The following is a 16,166-nucleotide window of genomic DNA, read 5'->3' as shown; positions in this document are numbered from 1 at the left end:
TTAGCTTTCCTGCACATGCTTTTGATACAGTCTGCGGAAGTATAGGGTGAAAAGCACCAGCAATCCTGTAAGGATAGCACCTAAAACCATTCCCTTGACGAGTCGGATTTCTGTTCTTTTCAAGGGAAATCTCGGTGAATCTATAATCTGAATCAAAGGAGAATTATTGCGATGATTGACCTTGGCGATTTCCAGATTTTTGACAATTTCCTGATAAACCGCTCCGGTGGCTTGCACGTCTATTTGGCGCTTTCGGCTTTCTATGGTGGCAGTACTTAGGAGCGGGTTTGCATTAGGAACTCTATCCTGAGCAGTGGCATAGGCACCGATGTTTTCATCCAAAATCGCCCTTACCGAATCAGCCTGGCTTTGTAGAATCTGAAGGTTTTCTCCGGTTTTCTTGGTTTTAGTTTCAAAGTAGAAGGTGTTGACCTTGTTGACCAAAGTCTCATTGAAGACCTTGGCAAAGGGCTCATCCTTTGAAGAAATGCTGACTTGGATAATGCTGAGTTTTCGATCTGGCTTGGCTACGGAAAGTTGCCTTTCCCGAATCAATTTGGCCACTTCTTTCACTACAGAATCTTGAGTCACCGAGAAATTTTCCCTTGCAATAGAAAAATCAAGATTAGTAAAATCCACTTTGGACGCCCACTTTTGGTCCAACTCCTCAAACTCTACAAACCGATCGATTAATAATTTTTCTTCAGAAAAAGGGCTAAGCAACGTTTCCCCAAGCATTCGGTCGGAGCGGTAGAGTTCCATGATATTATCTCCCTGGAAAAGCCCGCTTGTACCTCCCAAAGAACCTAAATTAACTCCAACCAGAGAAGCAAGGCCTGACATCTGGCCGATGGATGCACCATCTCCCTCTTCTAAAACGAAAGAGGTTTCAGCATGAAAGACCGGCTTTTTGAAAATAGAACCCAAGGCTCCTAAGCCTATTCCAATTATTCCAGCGAGAACAAGAGTTTTCCACTTTGAAATGAAAAATTTCAACCAATCTTGAAGGTTTTGGATCACCTCCCGAAGGGTAAATTGATTCGATGAAAAGTGCTTATTTTCTGTCATTACCAATTGATTTGTGAAATGACCAAAGCTAAAGTGGCTAATCCAGTCGTAATTCCAACCACTTCTCCCAATCGGAGCGGAACCCGAGGGCCTTTGGTAGGAACAATGACTTCTGCACCAGGTTCCACTGAAGGATAGTTACGGATGCCCAAGAAGCCTTTGGTGCGTTTCACTGCCCCATTTGCATAGACTACATAAGTTTGCTTGCGGTTTGCTCTGCGCTCAAATCCTCCAGCACTGTTGATGTAATGTTTCAGACTTCTTCCACTTTCGTATCTGAGCGTAGTAGGATAAACCACGTCTCCACGCATTCTGATTGTTTGAAGAAGTTTTGGAATGGTCAGAATATCACCTTCCTCCAAAAGCAAATCCTCTTCTGATCCTGGGTTTGAAAGAATCTTCTCCAAGTTGATTGCTACTGCTTCGGATTCTTTGATTTTTACGGCAAATCCTGGTGTTTCAGAAGCTATTTGATCCAGTGATTCCCGCTTGACTGCGGATAAAGTGGTATCCACTGGATTTTCTTTTTCCTTTGGAAGATCTCTGAATAGTCTTCTCAACAGCTCTTCTTGAGCTTCAGAATTATTGGGATCCTCCATCAATTTTAGCCTGAGTGCTTCCAAATTTCTCTGCCTTCGAATCTGTTCAGATTCCGTATTGAAAAATTCTGTTCTCCTGATTAGGGTTGCCCCTTTGGAGTAGGCAAATTGGTTCAAACCACCAGCTCGCTTTACAAGATCTGAAATTCGCTCCACGCTGGTTTCGATAGCAAAAATCCCAGGAGAATTCACTTGGCCTTCCACTGCCACCAAACGCTGCATATTGAAATTTGCTCTTTTTCTCACAATTACCTGGTCAAAAGGCTGCAAGGTTGGAGAGCTTGGATTGGAGGAAAGATCGGGATTAACTGAAGCGGGAATAATTTCCGCTAAGGTTCCCAAATCTGCGTCTTCCAATCTTCTTGCAATTTCAATGTCTTGAGTATTGGCTGACTCCTGAAGTCCCCCTGCCAACAAAATCAATTCTTCCGGAGTCATTCCCTGAGAAAATGGATAAGTTCCAGGTCGCTTCACTTCACCCAAAATCTGAACATAGCGCTCATTTTGGATATCATAAATGCTGGCAATTCGGATCACATCTTCTCTTTGCAACTTGATATCCGAATTTGTCCCATCTAAGATGGCTTTCAAATTCACCTCGATTACCTCAGAGCTAAAATCATCTTTGGTTCTCAAAATGCTTGCTCTTTGGGTATAGGCATCGCCTTTTAGGCCATCAGCATTTTTGATCAATTGACTTAAAGTAAGTCCCTCACTAAGAGCGAATGTTCCAGGGCGGAAGACTGCTCCTTTGATTTGGACCCGGTTAGAATATCGATCTAAAATTCTTCCCACCGTTACCTCGTCTCCTCCTTTTAGGATAAACATCCCAAACTGATTTTGGTATACGTCAGAAACAGACCGCTGATTTCCGGTAATTCTGGCTATGGCGATACGGTCCTTAAAAGCCAAATCGGTAAATCCTCCGGCATATCGGATCAAATCTTCCAAATTGTCATCCGGCTTTACCTCAAATGTCAAAGGACGTTTAACTTCTCCGGTAACCTTGGCTCTGGATAAAAATGGCTGAACCAAGATCACATCCTGATCCTGGAGTTGCAGATCCAAATTGGCTGTTCCCTTGATCAATAGCTCATAGACATCAATTTCTGCTACCTGCTTATTGTTTCGCATAAGCTTGATTGCACGCATGGTGCCATTTTCGTTGGGACCTCCAGCGGCATAGAGAGCGTTGAAAACTGTGGAGAAGGCACTAAGAGTGAAGGTTCCCGGAAGTCTTACCTCGCCGAGAATATGAACTTTGATTGTTCTTACATTTCCCAAAGTGACCTGAAGAAAGGTGCTCGGATTGGCGCCACTAAGCCCGGGGTAAAATCTGGCAATTCTACCTTTGATGATTCCGGTAGCTTCTTCTATGGTTTTTCCAGAAACGGAAACTGGACCGATATTATCCAAAAGAATGGCTCCATCTGGATTAACTGTAGCCTCGTAATATTTTTCAGACTGGCCGTAGATATCTACATAGACCAAATCACCAGGACCTAAAACATAACTTTTTGGAGTGGCTTGGTTTAGGCTTGGCTCGAAACTGAGTCTTCTATTTTTCTGATAGAAGAGATTGGAACCAAAAATCTCCCCTGAAGTCGGGTTTTCAATTACTTCTTGGGCTTGAATCAAGCCTTGAGTGATCTGGTTTAAATCGACCTGTTTTCTTGGATCCCTACGGGAAACATTTGATTCCCTCATTGTGCCAGCATCTAAGTTCAGGGATTCAATTCGGCTCCGTAATTTTTCTACTTCCACTGAAGGCATTCCCCTTAGCTGAGCCATTTGAAGAAATTCGGAAGTGCTTAAACCAGCTTCCTGTGCTCTTCTCACCAATTCCTCAATCTGTGCATCTGTAAGCTCATCTACTTTGATGCTGGTAACGTCTTGGACTTGTTGGGAATAGGCTTCTGGACTGGACCAAGTCAGCGCACACAGGAGGATAAAAAAGTACCAAAGTCTTTTGGATAAAATCATGAGTAAAAGGAAGTTCCGGGTGTTTGATCGGGCAATTTAGGAGTTAAAAATCCATCAATTTATTAATTCTACCAAATCTCGGGCTAATTTCCCCCTTTTTCCGGTCTTATTCAGTACAATTTCTGCAAATCTCAATTTCAGTTCGATCTTTTAAAAGTTGGGATCGAAAAGCCTGATAAGTACTTGAATTCCAGATTTTCTCCAGAGGCTGAAGGGTAAGTTCACCCATGACATGCTGGGCATCTTTATCAAAACAGCAAGGCACAATTTTTCCATCCCAAGTGGACACAGCCCCCTGCCACATTCTCCAGCATTTGTTTTCAAGTGCTTTTTTGAGTTTCCATTTCCCGTTTCCATCCGGGATATAGCGGGAATACCCCAAATCTGATGGGATGAGTTCGGAGCCATTCTCAAACCCATAAATCTGGGTTGATTTCAGCTGGAGCTCATCGACGCCGATTTCCTTAGCCCATTCCTTCAAATTTGGAATTTGATGTTCGTTTTGTCCGGTGACCAAAAATTGTAAAATCACTCTTGGGAAAGACCTTTTGGCCTTTTTTCTTTCTGACAACAAAAGTTGAAGTCCTTTTTGAACCTTTTCCAGACTTCCTCCAATCCGGTACTTTTCATAAACTTCTTGGGAAATTCCATCCATGGATACGATCAATTGACGCAAGCCAGAGGATAAGACTTCCTCCACATTTTTTTCATTCAGGTAATGTGCATTGGTTGAGGTGGAAGTGAAAATCTTGTTGGAATCTGCTATTCTCACCATCTCTAAAAATCGGGGATTAAGAAATGGCTCGCCTTGAAAATAAAGATGGAGCCAGGTCAGATGACTTTTTACCTGTGCTATGACTTGCTCAAAAAGCTTCTCCTGAAGCATCCCCTTGGGTCGGGTAAAAGACCGTAAGCCAGAAGGGCATTCAGGACAGCGGAGATTGCAGCTGGTAGTTGGCTCAATGCTCAGCGTAGTAGGTTTTGCCCACATGATAGGCTTTCCAATTAGCCTGCTTAGGTAAAAAGATAATTTCAACAAAAAGAAATTACTCACCTTTTTAGGTGTGAGGTAGAGAAAAAATGCTTTTGCTGTGATCCATTGGTTTTTCACGCTGAAAAATAACCTGAAATACCATGAGGATAAAATCCTGATGCACCAATCCCCAGATTTACTCGTTTCATTCCCGATGCTTTGTTTAATTTGTCCCTCAAATCCTTGATTTATGCGCAGAATTATTTCCTTTTCTTTTCTAGTGGCATTGGTATTTTCTTTTTCCTGTGGGAAAAAAGAAGTCACTTGTGCGCTTGATGAGGATATTCTTGATCAGACTCTTGAAGTAGAATTGGTCCGATTGGAAAAGGAATTTTTCGAAGCAAAAAGCATGGAAGAGGTGAAATTCCTTCTTGAAAAATATCCTGATTTTGCCAAGGATTATCTAGAGCAAGATCTTTATCCCTCAGTGGATTCCTTAGCGAATACCATTTTCCTGGCTAATCAGGATTCTGCGATGCAGGTACTCTATGATTCAGTAATGGTTGAATTTGGAGACATTTCAGCTCTTCAGACCGAACTTGAAAATTCATTCAAGTACATCAAGCATTATTTTCCCGATTTCAAGACTCCAAAGGTTTACACTTTTGTCTCTGGCTTCAATTCTGACTTGCTGATCAATGAAAATATGATCGTCATTGGCTTGGATTATTTTTTACCCAAGGATCATGAATTTCAGCCGGACATTCCTCGGTATATGGCCGATCGCTATGAGAGGGAATATTTGGTTCCCATGATTGTCTTGGCCATTTCTTCAAGATACAATCAGACAAATCCCGCAGAAACTAATCTCCTTTCTGAGATGATTTATTACGGGAAAGCCTATCATTTTGTCAAAGCCATTATGCCTTGCACCTCAGATCAATATATCATTGGCTACACTCCTGAGGAAATTGACGAATGCTGGGCGAATGAGGAATACATTTGGTCACATTTTGTGGAAAATGAACTCCTATTTGAAACCAATCCCTTCGAAATCAGAAAGTATATCGGAGAGGCTCCATTTACTGATGCGATCAGTACCAAGGCTCCCGGAAGATTGGGAAGATGGATGGGGTGGAATATCGTGGATGACTACCAGATCAATCAGGATGTGAGTTTACCTGATTTAATGATGGAATCGAATGCTGAGCAAATATTCAGGCAGTCCGGATATCGACCCCGCCGGATTGAATAGGCTTGGGTTTAGGCTGGATTAGTTCAACCAATCGGTCAACGGCAATCTCTTTTGAAAAATAGGTCTCGGCTAATTTTCGGGATTTTTGACCCATTTTTTTGATTTCTGAAGGATTGCTTTCCAGTTCCTCCAACTTTTGGAAAGCCTTTTCCCATTTTCCTGGGAGAAATGGAATTCCCAACTGGTGAGACTTGACCAAGTCATGAACCCAGCCTTTGTGATTAACCAAAATGGCTTTTCCGGCTGCAAGGGCATCAAAAAATTTATTCGGACTATTGGTTTTCAGCACCGGAAAATGAGCAAATGAAATCCAGGCAAAATCAGCCAAATTGAGGATTTCGTTGACTTTTTCTTTTGGCCCAAAGGGAATAAAATGGACCTGACCCAAATCCAAGAGTTTGGTTTTTTCATTTAATAGATCAAGATGACTTCCCTCGCCCATAATCAGGAAATTCCAATTTTTCCCTTTTTCCTTGGCCATTTTTGCCAGCTTCAATAATTCATCCACGGCATTTACCAAACCAATGGCTCCGGTGTAAGCAATGGTTAATCCTGACTTTAGCGGTAGTTTTTTCTCTAATTCACCAGGCTTTTCCATAGGATAAAATCGATCTAAATCTGAAAAATTAGGGATCAGTGCCACCTCTTTTTCAGGAGTGATTTTTTTGAGATGCACTGCAATTCCCGGAGAAAGTGCCACTAAACTCATTGCCCCCGAATAAATCTTTCTTTCCAGTGCCCTTAGCCATTTGATAAGTAGAAAATTTTTAATCGCACCAACTTGAATGGGAGCCTCTGGCCATAGATCTCTTACCTCGAAAATGTAAGGAATGGCTTTTTTCTTCTTGACCCAAAGACCAAGCAATCCTGTACTCAGTGGAGTGGATGTGATGTAAAGTAAATCCGGACGGGGAAGTTTTTTAAGCAGTTTTCTTCCAAGGAACACAAAGTTCCAAAAAGCCCAAATCCGCTTCAGAAAGCCAAACTTCTGCTCGTAAGGTACTGGGAGATAATGAACTTTTATCCCATCAATCCAGCGCTGATCGTAGTCAGGAAGCGAATGAGCCGTGATGATTTCTACTTCTATTCCCGATTTTACCAAACCTTTAGCCAAGTGGTAAGAGCGGACTGCTCCCCCTTGTTCAGGGGTTCGAAAATATTGGTGGATATAATAGATTTTCATCTTTGCTGGAGCTGAATCCATTCAGCTAAAAGGAATAAATTAAAGATCGTCAAAAAATGGGATTTCACTTTTGATTCCGGCTTTAGACAAAGAGAAAGTGTTGGAGCAGGAAGTGAGTTTTGGTGCTTTTTTGCAAACTCTGTGAGCGTAGAAAAAATCCGTTTAGCAACAGGTCCATTTTCACTCAGCCATTCCTGAAGCGGAAGTCCGAAACCAAATTTTTTTCTTTCAGCCATCAGATTTAAACCCATTTCGGATAAAGCCTCCTTGATCCAAACTTTTCCCAGTAACAATTCATTGCTGTCCACTGCCTTCCAAATCGCCAACATTTCTGAATCCAGATAAGGTGATCTACCTTCGATTCCATGAGCCATGAGGGCATTGTCCTGAACTTTCAAGATATCCTCCACCAAATAGAATTGCCGGTCAAAATCTAGAAACTGTTTGAATTCAGGATATTTTGGGTTGAAAATTCTTGAATAATCCTCCAGCAATTCCGGGTCTGGGTTTTCCAAGGCGGAAAAATTGAGCATGGTTTTCCGAGGATCGGAATCTATGCCTGTAGTCATTTTTTTCAATTCTCTTCCCAGAGGAAGTTGACTTAAAAGCGGAGCCCATTTAACCCAAAAATCCTTTCGGTTAAGGTATTCCTGAAAAGCTTCATGTCTTCGATACCCTCCCCAAAGTTCATCTGCTCCTGCTCCTGAGACAAGAACCTTCACCTCATCTTTTGCTTTTTTCCCGATCATCCAAGTCAGAAACCCAGCAGAGTCGCCTATGGGCTGATCCGCGGATTGGATATACTCATCCCAGTTTTCTAAGAAGACAGTCTGGTCAACCTCAATAAGCTCATGTTTTGCAGGAAAGGATTTGACAAATTTTTGAGCAAAATCCCCATCAGCGTATTTCTTACGGTATTTCTTTTCCACCTGAATGGTGTAAGCAGGCAAAGGGGTGCCCGTTTCCCGATACCAGGTAGCATACAAAAGAGAACTGTCCGCCCCTCCGCTAAGCATCATTCCCAAAGGAACATCTGCATGAAACTGGTTAGAAATTATCTCCCCGAGAGTTTCTTTAAATGAAGAAAAAGAAGGCTTCGAATTGGCCTTCTTGGGTAAAGGAATAGTATCCCATCTAAAGGTGGAATGCTGAGAAATGCTACTTACTCTGGCTGGCTTCCATTCCCGGATACTTTTAAAGAAGGTCTTTCCAGGTGATGGATTTCTGAAATAATAATAGGGGTGGATTTGCTCAAAATCGATTTCAGATTGATTCAATTGAGCGATTCCCTTAGTCTCTGAGCTGATGATCAAAGTATCCGGATTTTGGGAGAAAAAGAGAGGTTTTTCTCCATTTCGATCCCTTGCCACTAAAACTGATTTTTGGAGCAAATCCACATAAATCAGGGAAAACATGCCATTTAATTTTTTAAGCCCTTCTGATCCAAAATATTTCAAATAATGCAAAAGGACCTCCGTATCGGATTGGGTGATAAAATTCACCCCCATCTTTTCCAGAAATCTTCGGTGCTCCTTGAAATTATAGATTTCTCCATTCCAAATGAGCAAGCTGGTTCCGTCTGGAGACCAAAATGGCTGATCTGCATCAGGTCCTGGATGAAGAATTTTGAGACGGTTTACCCCAATCCATAATCCCAGCCAAGGAGAAAAAATAGCTTCTTGGTCAGGACCTCTATGCCTAGAGCTTTTGACAAGAGTTTCAATTGCCTCTTTATTGGCCCCTTTACCCCAAATTAAATGAATTCCACACATTAGCTTTCTTGATCTTCCAAAACAGGTTTACCGTGATTTTTCTCAAAAAATTTACAGAAATGTGTTAGGGTACATTCCTCGCATTTCGGCCTTCTAGCCAGACAAACATACCTTCCGTGCAAAATCAACCAGTGGTGTGCGACGTGGATATAGTTTTTGGGGATATGTTTCACTAGTTGTTTTTCTACTTCCAAAGGGGTTTTGGCAGTCATTGGAACTAAGCCCAATCTTCGGGAAACCCGAAAAACATGCGTATCCACAGCCATATTGGGCTGATTCCAAACTACTGATGTGATCACGTTGGCCGTTTTTCTTCCTACACCGGGCAGTTTGGTGAGTTCATCTACAGTAGAAGGGACCTCTCCCCCAAAATCTTCCATCAGCATTTTTCCCAAGCCAATCAGGTGTTTGGTTTTATTGTTTGGGTATGAAATGGATCGGATGTAGGGAAAAAGTTCATCGAAATGGGTCGCCGCCAAATGTGCAGGCGTTGGAAAATGCTTGAATAATTCCTTAGTCACAATATTCACCCGCTTGTCAGTGCATTGGGCTGAAAGAACCACTGCAACCAGGAGCTGAAAAGGGTTTTCGTATTCCAATTCAGTTTCTGCTACAGGCATATTTTCAGAAAAATGCTTAATAAATGCCTCGTAGCGTTGTTTTTTGAGCATGTTTTTAAGATTATTGGATAGGCCTCGTAAGATAGTTATTATTGGAAAATTGTACCGATAGTCAGTAGGATGAAAATGTAAATTTTAGTCCTAAACCTCCAATTTCATGAGATATTTACTCTTAGTTTTCAGTGTTTTTGTTTTCACTATGGAAAATTCAACGGCTCAAAGCCGCCCTCGAGAATTGGGAATTCATTTTGGAATTTTACCTACCGGTTCCTTAAATGCTATCACAGACGTTACTGGAGTGAAGGTTGGACATTTTACCAAAATTGAGGGAGAATCTATCCGTACTGGGGTAACCGCAGTTTTACCTCATGAGGGGAATATCTTCCAAGAGAAGGTTCCAGCGGCCATTTTTGTAGGGAATGGTTTTGGGAAGTTGGCAGGAGTGACTCAAGTAAAAGAATTGGGAAGTCTGGAATCTCCGATCATTTTAACGAATACGCTGAGTGTGGCAGCGGGGATCGAAGGCGTAGTCAAACATACCCTTGCTCAATCAGGGAATGAACAGGTTCAATCGGTCAATGCCATAGTCGGAGAGACCAATGATGGATTCTTGAATGATATCCGAGGAATGCATATTTCAGCCGAGGAAGTGATTCGGGCAATTCAAAACGCTTCAGAAGGAAAGGTTCAAGAAGGGAATGTGGGAGCAGGTACTGGTACAGTTTGCTTTGGTTGGAAAGGGGGAATTGGGACTTCTTCAAGAAAATTACCCGAGTCTTTAGGAGGATACACAGTTGGGGTTTTGGTTCAGACCAATTTTGGAGGAAACCTTCAGATTGCAGGAATTCCAGTGGGTCAAAAGTTGGGGAAATATCCATTTAAAGATGCTTTAGAAAAATCCGATGGAAGTTGCATGATTGTGGTGGCTACGGATGCACCGGTATTGGAGAGAAATCTGGAAAGAATGGCTCAGCGGGCAATGATGGGTTTGGCAAAGACCGGGGGGATAGCATCCAATGGTTCGGGTGATTATGTGATTGCTTTTTCCACCAATCCGAATCTGAGAATTCCTCATTCTAATCCTTCTCAGCAGCTCATAAAAGGTGAATTTTTAGCAAATGATGACATGACGTCTCTATTTCTTGCAGTCATTGAGGCCACGGAGGAGGCCATTATAAATTCTCTTTTTGCGGCAGAAACTATGCTTGGAAAAGAGGGGAGGAAGGTTGAAGCATTGCCGAAAGAAAAGGTTTTGGAGATGTTAAAAATGTCATCTTCCAATCGATTAGACTAGACAGTTATTATTGCAGCAATTACCAGAATCATTCCAAGGCAAAACAAAAAAATGCTCAGCACTGAAGCTAAGGAAAATCGTGTGTCAGGATGGGTGGATTTTAAGGATTTGGTAGTTTGTATGTGTTGATAAAAGGACATGCCTAAGAGAATTAAAGCAGCAAGGAAAAGTCCCACGGCAATAATTTTTCCATTGAGTAATTGGACAATTGCGCCTTGGTTTGCTTCTTTCCTTTTGTAATAATATTCATATACCCCAATCCCCAAAACCATGAAACTTAAACTGGTTCTAACCCACGCAAGTTGAAGTCTTTCAAAGGTGGCCCGATTCCTTTCTTGTTTAATGGATAGTTTAGGGGTGGATTTTTTTTCAGCAGGATTTTGGAGTGGGTCCATAGAGTTACCGAGATATTCAATTGATACTCGAAAAAGGTACAAAGATTTTCAATTGATTCTCTCTAATTTTCTCATATGTCGGGTAGTGATTTTTTTATTCAATATCTTGTTAAAGTGATTTAACTGAAACTTTTAATGGATACCGAAAAGCATAAAGACCTCACCTGGCTAGAACATCTTCAGAGAAATAGTTGGGAGCCTGAAGTGATTATTTCGGGGATTACTTTGGCTGTTTTATTTATTATTCCTTCCCGACTATTTGATTTTTCTGTTGTTCTGATTCAGGATTATGGTCTGGAGCAGATTCCAGCTCAGTTGATTCTGGTTTATTTCTCCCTTATCATCACTGTTTTTAAAATCTTTTTGGTTATCCATTTGATTATGCGCTTTATCTGGGCGGGAATGTTGGGAATTACCTATGCATTTCCAGAAGGCGTCATCAAAGAAAAACTGTTTAAATATTCTCAATCCGTAGATTATCCACATCCAAATGTCTATTTGATAAAGCTTGAGCGATGGTGTAGCATGCTTTATGGTTTCCCTATCACTGTTGCGGTACCTATCTTTACAATCACTGTTTATTTAATGGCTTTGATTGGAATCTATTTGGTTTTCAATCTAGACTTTCAAGTGGTCTATGTGATTTTTATGTTGTCCATTATCCTTTTAGCTCTAATTTCTTTTGTTGGAAAAACCAGTAACCTAAAGGATAACATTGGAAAAAGTATGAGCGGTACAATTGGAGCTGTTTACCAAAGTAATTTGGGGAAATGGGCTTTCGTTTCTTTCTCTTTGGTATTGATAGTTATTTCTGCACCCTTCATTTCAGAGGATTTAAAAGGCTTTTCTGCATTTCAAATCCAAGTTAATTTGAATGAAAAAGACTTTGAGTGGCCAAATGATCAAGGTTATTTTGAGGAGTTTAATTCAGATAAAAAGCGCTTTGCCAGAGTCTGGACTACCAAAAAACGGGTAGAGAAGGAAAAGATAGAAATTTATCTTCCACTCTATGTCCGGGAGCAAAATTCCATTTCAAAAATAAACAATCTGCTACCCCATGACAGTATTTCCTGGGAGAAAGTGGATTCTTACGAGGATCAGTTTAGGATATTTTTGAATGACTCGTTGGTAAGCATTGCGGATTGGAGGCCAGTTCAAGCAGGACATACAGGACAGGCTGCCTTGATGGGACAATTGCCCATAGACCATTTGGGATCAGGAATTCATGAAGTTCGGGTTGAAAAACTCACCTATTTATCACCTTTCCTAGGTGCAGGCAACGACCTTCGTCATCGGAAAAAATGGGCTCGATTTGAGTTTATTAAGGATTGATTCCTACATCCTAATTCTCCACTCTTTTGGGTAGTAATTATTGATTCTGTTCCCCAAATTTTTCACCCAGCCAAGGGGAAGATTTTGGTAAGTCATCAATACCCAACCCAAGGGTAAATGCTCAAATTCTTGATCGTTTTTTCTCAGGAAGTCTAGCGCTTCTTCCAAATTCAGTTCGTGCTTTGGAAATGGGTTTTTGGGCAAATTGGATAAGGCCCATTCATGAGAAGGAATCCATTCATTCTTTTGCTTTTTTCCTAGCTCCACACCAAAATACCTGAGATTCAATACTTGGGTGATTTTCTCAAAATACCGGTAAAAGTCACTTTGAATGCGGAAAAAGGAGTCGTTCAAGGTGTAATATTTCCCATGTCCATCAAATCCAAGTTCTTCCTCCAAGGCCTGTCCTTCTTTGGCTCCTAAAGACTTTAAAACCTGATGTTTGAAATCCTTGATTCTTCCGGGATCTTGGGTGGAGGCAGAGTCCGGTCGTTTTAACACCGTGATAAAAAACCCTTCTCCCTCTACTTTGTGGGGGAAAAATCTATACCCATAAAAAGTGCCTTCTTCTGTTTCCACACTTGTTTCTACGATTTTCCACTCAGGATCCAAGGCAATTCGCGCCGGTTCAAAGGCAAATTCTTCAGTGAGAAACCGAATCATGTCTTCATTTTCTTTCTCATTGAAAGTGCAGGTAGAATAGATCAGGTAGCCTCCTCCTTTTACCAAAGCACCTGCTTTGTCCATGATTCTCTTTTGACGAGCTGAACATAGTTGGACATTATCTAAGGACCATTCTTCTCTGGCATTTGGATCTTTTCTGAACATTCCCTCTCCTGAACAAGGAGCATCTACCAGCACCAAATCAAAAAAACCTTCCAATGACTCAAAATGATCTGGGTCATTGTTTGTCACCACTACATTTCCCATTCCCCATTTGATTACATTTTCCTTGAGGATTTGGGCTCTGGATTGGATTACTTCATTGGCTACCAGCAATCCTTCTTCCCCTAAAAAACTTGCAAGTAAAGTGCTTTTGCCTCCGGGAGCTGCTGCAAGGTCCAAGTAAACTCCTTTAGGAATCTCAAGGCTTCTAAGAATATGCTCGATAAACATGGAAGAGGCTTCCTGAACATAATATGCCCCAGCATGAAATAAAGGGTCAAGAGTAAAACTGGGCCTTTCTTCTAGAAAATATCCATGATTAGACCAAGGAACCGGCCTTTTAACCCATGAGTTTGTGAATGGCTTAGTGGGGTTTATCCTTATCGAAGTCTGAGAAGCTTGATTAATTGCCTTTTTAAAAAGTTCGAACTCCTGTTCTCCCAATAGGGCTTTCATTTGGGATTCAAATTCGGCTGGCAGTTGGATTTCGGACATGAGGCAAAGATAGTGATCAGAAAGCAGTATGCAGTTTTCAGATTTTTCCCTACTGCCCACTGCATTCTGCCTACTTCAAAATTTCTTATCTTGAAAGTAAACTATCGAATCCATGGAACTCCTCTCTAACATCATCATTGGCTTGATTGCTGCCTTGCATTTGTATTTTCTATGGTTTGAGATGTTTGCTTGGGAAACCACAGGTAGGAAGATTTTTAGACAATTGCCCAAAGAAATTTTTCCAAAGACAAAAGTTCTGGCAGCTAATCAGGGTTTATACAACGGGTTTTTGGTGGCTGGATTAGTTTGGTCATTGGTTATCACGGATCCAGTTTGGGCGGATAAGGTCGCCCTATTTTTCTTGACTTGCGTTTTGATTGCCGGGATTTTTGGAGCGATTACAGCAAGTAAAAAAATCTTCTATGTGCAGGGATTACCAGCTTTGATCGGAATTATTTTGAAATTGTTGTTTTAACCGCGAAGGCCCTAATAAATGGAAACTTCTCACAGATTTCTCAGATCTACACAGATGAATTTTTTAGTACCCAGTGATTTGGATAGTCACCCTGAGCGGAGTCGAAGGGTGACCTCTAAGTTTTAGAAAAGAGTGACTGGCAGGCTTAAGGTTAGGATAACTGTTTGGCTTCAGATCAGGTACTGACAGGCTGAACGGAGTCGAAGCTCGGTACGGTAAAATAAAAGGAGCTCAAAGCCAATTCCAGTTAAAATAAAAAGGAATCCAAACCTAATACGGCTAAAAAAAGGGGCCGAAGCCCCTTCTTTTAGTTATCATCATCTTCATCAAAGTCATCCTCATCTTCAGCGCCCATATCAAACATGGAGCTAAATAAATCTTTGAACTGGAGACCGGTATCCAAAAGCTTTTTGCTCAGCTGGGAATATTCAGCAAGTCCATGAAGGGCAAATTCCATAAAGAATTCCTTTTCTTTTTCAGGAAGGGTTTTGACCATTTGGGTGACTACTTCTTCCAGTCCAGGAACTGCATGAAGTGCTGTTTTATATTCCTTATCCGATTGAGAGGCTAGAATATCCAGTTCATTTCCTTCTCCAAACCACGCCAATGGAATGACATAAGGATTGCCATTTTTGTCCTTTTTCTTTTGCTCCGGAGAAGGGAAATAGTTGACAAACTGAGTCCTGATAGCTTTTCCAATCAGATTATAAGCTACAAGTCCAGCACCTTCCTGCTCACCTTCATAGACCAACTCCACCTTTCCGGTAATCGCCGGAATCACTCCGATCAAATCGGCAATCCTCACTACCGTGTTGGTTTCACCATTCAGATAAAGCCTTCTTTCTGCTGCAGAAATCAAATTTTCATAAGCAGAAATCGTCAATCGAGCTGACACACCACTTTTTTCATCCACAAATTCAGATCCTCTGGCTTCGATAGCGATTTGCTCGATAAGGTCTCTCATCAACTCAGGCACATGGATTTGCTCAACTGGCTTCCCTTCCAGATTGGCTTCCTGTGCGGTAATCCTTTTTCCGATTTCGATTGATTTGGGATAATGCGTGATGATTTGACTTTCAATTCGGTCCTTTAGTGGAGTTACGATGCTTCCCCGGTTGGTATAATCCTCAGGGTTGGCAGTAAATACGAATTGGATATCCAAAGGAAGTCGGAGTTTGAAGCCTCGGATCTGGATATCGCCCTCCTGTAAAATATTGAATAGCGCCACCTGAATCCTAGCTTGTAAGTCAGGGAGTTCATTGATAACAAAAATGCAGCGATTAGACCGTGGAACCAGACCGTAATGGATCACCCGCTCGTCATTGTAGCTTAACTTCATAGTGGCGGCTTTGATGGGATCCACATCTCCAATAAGATCAGCAACCGATACATCAGGAGTTGCAAGTTTCTCGGTATACCGGTCCTCTCTATGCAACCAAGCCACAGGAGTATCATCTCCTTTTTCCTCTATCAGATTTTTGGCAAAGGTGGAAAGAGGATGAAGTGGGTCATCGTTTAATTCAGAGCCATAAACTACAGGAACATATTCATCCAACAAATGAGTCATCATTCTGGCAATTCTCGTTTTCGCCTGACCTCGAAGTCCGAGTAGATTGATGTTGTGCCGGGATAAAATAGCTCGTTCTATATCCGGAATTACGGTATCCTCATAGCCCCAGATTCCTTCAAAGACGTTCTCTTTGTTTTTGATTTTTTGGATCAAATTATCTCGGAGTTCCTCCTTGATTGATTTGGGCTGATAGCCGGAAGCTTTGAGCTGTCCAAGGGTTTTAATGTGGGTAAGTTCTTTTCCGCTTAGTTTTTTATAGTCCATGTG

General features: G+C 41.5%; 13 protein-coding genes. 4 read left to right on the top strand and 9 right to left on the bottom strand.

Going from position 1 to position 16,166, the window contains the following annotated elements; all coding sequences use genetic code 11:
* The 3 genes from DFQ04_RS07965 to DFQ04_RS07955 form a co-directional block, all read right to left on the bottom strand.
* On the bottom strand, positions 1-1,068 hold the full coding sequence (locus DFQ04_RS07965) for a GumC domain-containing protein (protein WP_133554566.1): 1,068 nt from the start codon (positions 1,066-1,068) through the stop codon (positions 1-3).
* Positions 1,068-3,650, bottom strand: coding sequence for an SLBB domain-containing protein (locus tag DFQ04_RS07960; RefSeq protein WP_133554564.1), 2,583 nt, complete (start codon positions 3,648-3,650; stop codon positions 1,068-1,070). The genes DFQ04_RS07965 and DFQ04_RS07960 overlap by 1 nt, the downstream gene beginning before the upstream one ends.
* Before the next feature lie 106 nt (positions 3,651-3,756).
* The gene (locus tag DFQ04_RS07955; RefSeq protein ID WP_208110520.1) at positions 3,757-4,761 is read right to left on the bottom strand and encodes a radical SAM/SPASM domain-containing protein; all 1,005 of its coding nucleotides are present in this window, start codon (positions 4,759-4,761) and stop codon (positions 3,757-3,759) included.
* Positions 4,762-4,873: 112 nt separating this feature from the next.
* Between DFQ04_RS07955 and gldB the strand changes: the two genes are divergently transcribed.
* A complete protein-coding gene (gene gldB / locus DFQ04_RS07950; protein WP_133554562.1) occupies positions 4,874-5,878 on the top strand; it encodes a gliding motility lipoprotein GldB in 1,005 nt (334 codons plus the stop codon).
* On the opposite strand, the gene DFQ04_RS07945 is transcribed toward gldB, so the two are convergent.
* Genes DFQ04_RS07945 through nth form a run of 3 tightly spaced genes read right to left on the bottom strand, consistent with a single transcriptional unit; the run spans position 5,841 to position 9,504 of the window.
* Positions 5,841-7,061, bottom strand: coding sequence for a glycosyltransferase family 4 protein (locus DFQ04_RS07945; protein WP_133554560.1), 1,221 nt, complete (start codon positions 7,059-7,061; stop codon positions 5,841-5,843). The genes gldB and DFQ04_RS07945 overlap by 38 nt on opposite strands.
* Positions 7,058-8,833 (bottom strand): asparagine synthase (glutamine-hydrolyzing), encoded by a 1,776-nt coding sequence (gene asnB, locus DFQ04_RS07940; protein WP_133554558.1) that lies wholly within the window; start codon positions 8,831-8,833, stop codon positions 7,058-7,060. Before asnB ends, DFQ04_RS07945 begins: the two co-directional genes overlap by 4 nt.
* Complete coding sequence (nth, locus tag DFQ04_RS07935) at positions 8,833-9,504, bottom strand: endonuclease III (RefSeq protein ID WP_133554556.1); 672 nt, start codon at positions 9,502-9,504, stop codon at positions 8,833-8,835. Before nth ends, asnB begins: the two co-directional genes overlap by 1 nt.
* 106 nt (positions 9,505-9,610) lie before the next feature.
* Between nth and DFQ04_RS07930 the strand changes: the two genes are divergently transcribed.
* Positions 9,611-10,747: a P1 family peptidase gene (locus DFQ04_RS07930; protein ID WP_133554553.1), complete on the top strand. Its 1,137-nt coding sequence runs from the start codon at positions 9,611-9,613 to the stop codon at positions 10,745-10,747.
* On the opposite strand, the gene DFQ04_RS07925 is transcribed toward DFQ04_RS07930, so the two are convergent.
* On the bottom strand, positions 10,744-11,142 hold the full coding sequence (locus DFQ04_RS07925; protein WP_133554550.1) for a YidH family protein: 399 nt from the start codon (positions 11,140-11,142) through the stop codon (positions 10,744-10,746). The two genes, DFQ04_RS07930 and DFQ04_RS07925, sit on opposite strands and share 4 nt — an antisense overlap.
* 135 nt (positions 11,143-11,277) lie before the next feature.
* Here DFQ04_RS07925 and DFQ04_RS07920 point away from each other — a divergent pair, with 135 nt between their 5' ends.
* Positions 11,278-12,474, top strand: coding sequence for a hypothetical protein (locus DFQ04_RS07920; RefSeq protein WP_133554547.1), 1,197 nt, complete (start codon positions 11,278-11,280; stop codon positions 12,472-12,474).
* A gap of 3 nt (positions 12,475-12,477) precedes the next feature.
* Here DFQ04_RS07920 and DFQ04_RS07915 read toward each other — a convergent pair whose 3' ends face one another.
* Entirely contained in the window at positions 12,478-13,854 is a 1,377-nt protein-coding gene (locus DFQ04_RS07915) for a methyltransferase RsmF C-terminal domain-like protein (protein ID WP_133554545.1), read from the bottom strand.
* A gap of 112 nt (positions 13,855-13,966) precedes the next feature.
* On the opposite strand from DFQ04_RS07915, the gene DFQ04_RS07910 reads away from it, so the two are divergent.
* Positions 13,967-14,329 (top strand): DUF1304 domain-containing protein, encoded by a 363-nt coding sequence (locus DFQ04_RS07910; protein ID WP_133554543.1) that lies wholly within the window; start codon positions 13,967-13,969, stop codon positions 14,327-14,329.
* 307 nt (positions 14,330-14,636) lie between these two features.
* Here the strand turns inward: DFQ04_RS07910 and DFQ04_RS07905 are convergent, their stop codons facing one another.
* Entirely contained in the window at positions 14,637-16,163 is a 1,527-nt protein-coding gene (locus tag DFQ04_RS07905) for a MoxR family ATPase (RefSeq protein WP_133554541.1), read from the bottom strand.
* Positions 16,164-16,166 lie beyond the last annotated feature (3 nt).

This window comes from Algoriphagus boseongensis, assembly GCF_004362805.1.
GTDB classification, from domain to species: domain Bacteria; phylum Bacteroidota; class Bacteroidia; order Cytophagales; family Cyclobacteriaceae; genus Algoriphagus; species Algoriphagus boseongensis.
This window is presented reverse-complemented; position numbering and strand designations above follow the sequence as displayed.

Bases quoted from the DNA above. Each gene is read 5' to 3' on its own strand.
- DFQ04_RS07965 (WP_133554566.1), bottom strand. From the start codon at position 1,068: ATGACAGAAAATAAGCACTTTTCATCGAATCAATTTACCCTTCGGGAG.
- DFQ04_RS07960 (WP_133554564.1), bottom strand. From the start codon at position 3,650: ATGATTTTATCCAAAAGACTTTGGTACTTTTTTATCCTCCTGTGTGCG.
- gldB (WP_133554562.1), top strand. From the start codon at position 4,874: ATGCGCAGAATTATTTCCTTTTCTTTTCTAGTGGCATTGGTATTTTCT.
- DFQ04_RS07945 (WP_133554560.1), bottom strand. From the start codon at position 7,061: ATGAAAATCTATTATATCCACCAATATTTTCGAACCCCTGAACAAGGG.
- asnB (WP_133554558.1), bottom strand. From the start codon at position 8,833: ATGTGTGGAATTCATTTAATTTGGGGTAAAGGGGCCAATAAAGAGGCA.
- nth (WP_133554556.1), bottom strand. From the start codon at position 9,504: ATGCTCAAAAAACAACGCTACGAGGCATTTATTAAGCATTTTTCTGAA.
- DFQ04_RS07930 (WP_133554553.1), top strand. From the start codon at position 9,611: ATGAGATATTTACTCTTAGTTTTCAGTGTTTTTGTTTTCACTATGGAA.
- DFQ04_RS07925 (WP_133554550.1), bottom strand. From the start codon at position 11,142: ATGGACCCACTCCAAAATCCTGCTGAAAAAAAATCCACCCCTAAACTA.
- DFQ04_RS07920 (WP_133554547.1), top strand. From the start codon at position 11,278: ATGGATACCGAAAAGCATAAAGACCTCACCTGGCTAGAACATCTTCAG.
- DFQ04_RS07915 (WP_133554545.1), bottom strand. From the start codon at position 13,854: ATGTCCGAAATCCAACTGCCAGCCGAATTTGAATCCCAAATGAAAGCC.
- DFQ04_RS07910 (WP_133554543.1), top strand. From the start codon at position 13,967: ATGGAACTCCTCTCTAACATCATCATTGGCTTGATTGCTGCCTTGCAT.
- DFQ04_RS07905 (WP_133554541.1), bottom strand. From the start codon at position 16,163: ATGGACTATAAAAAACTAAGCGGAAAAGAACTTACCCACATTAAAACC.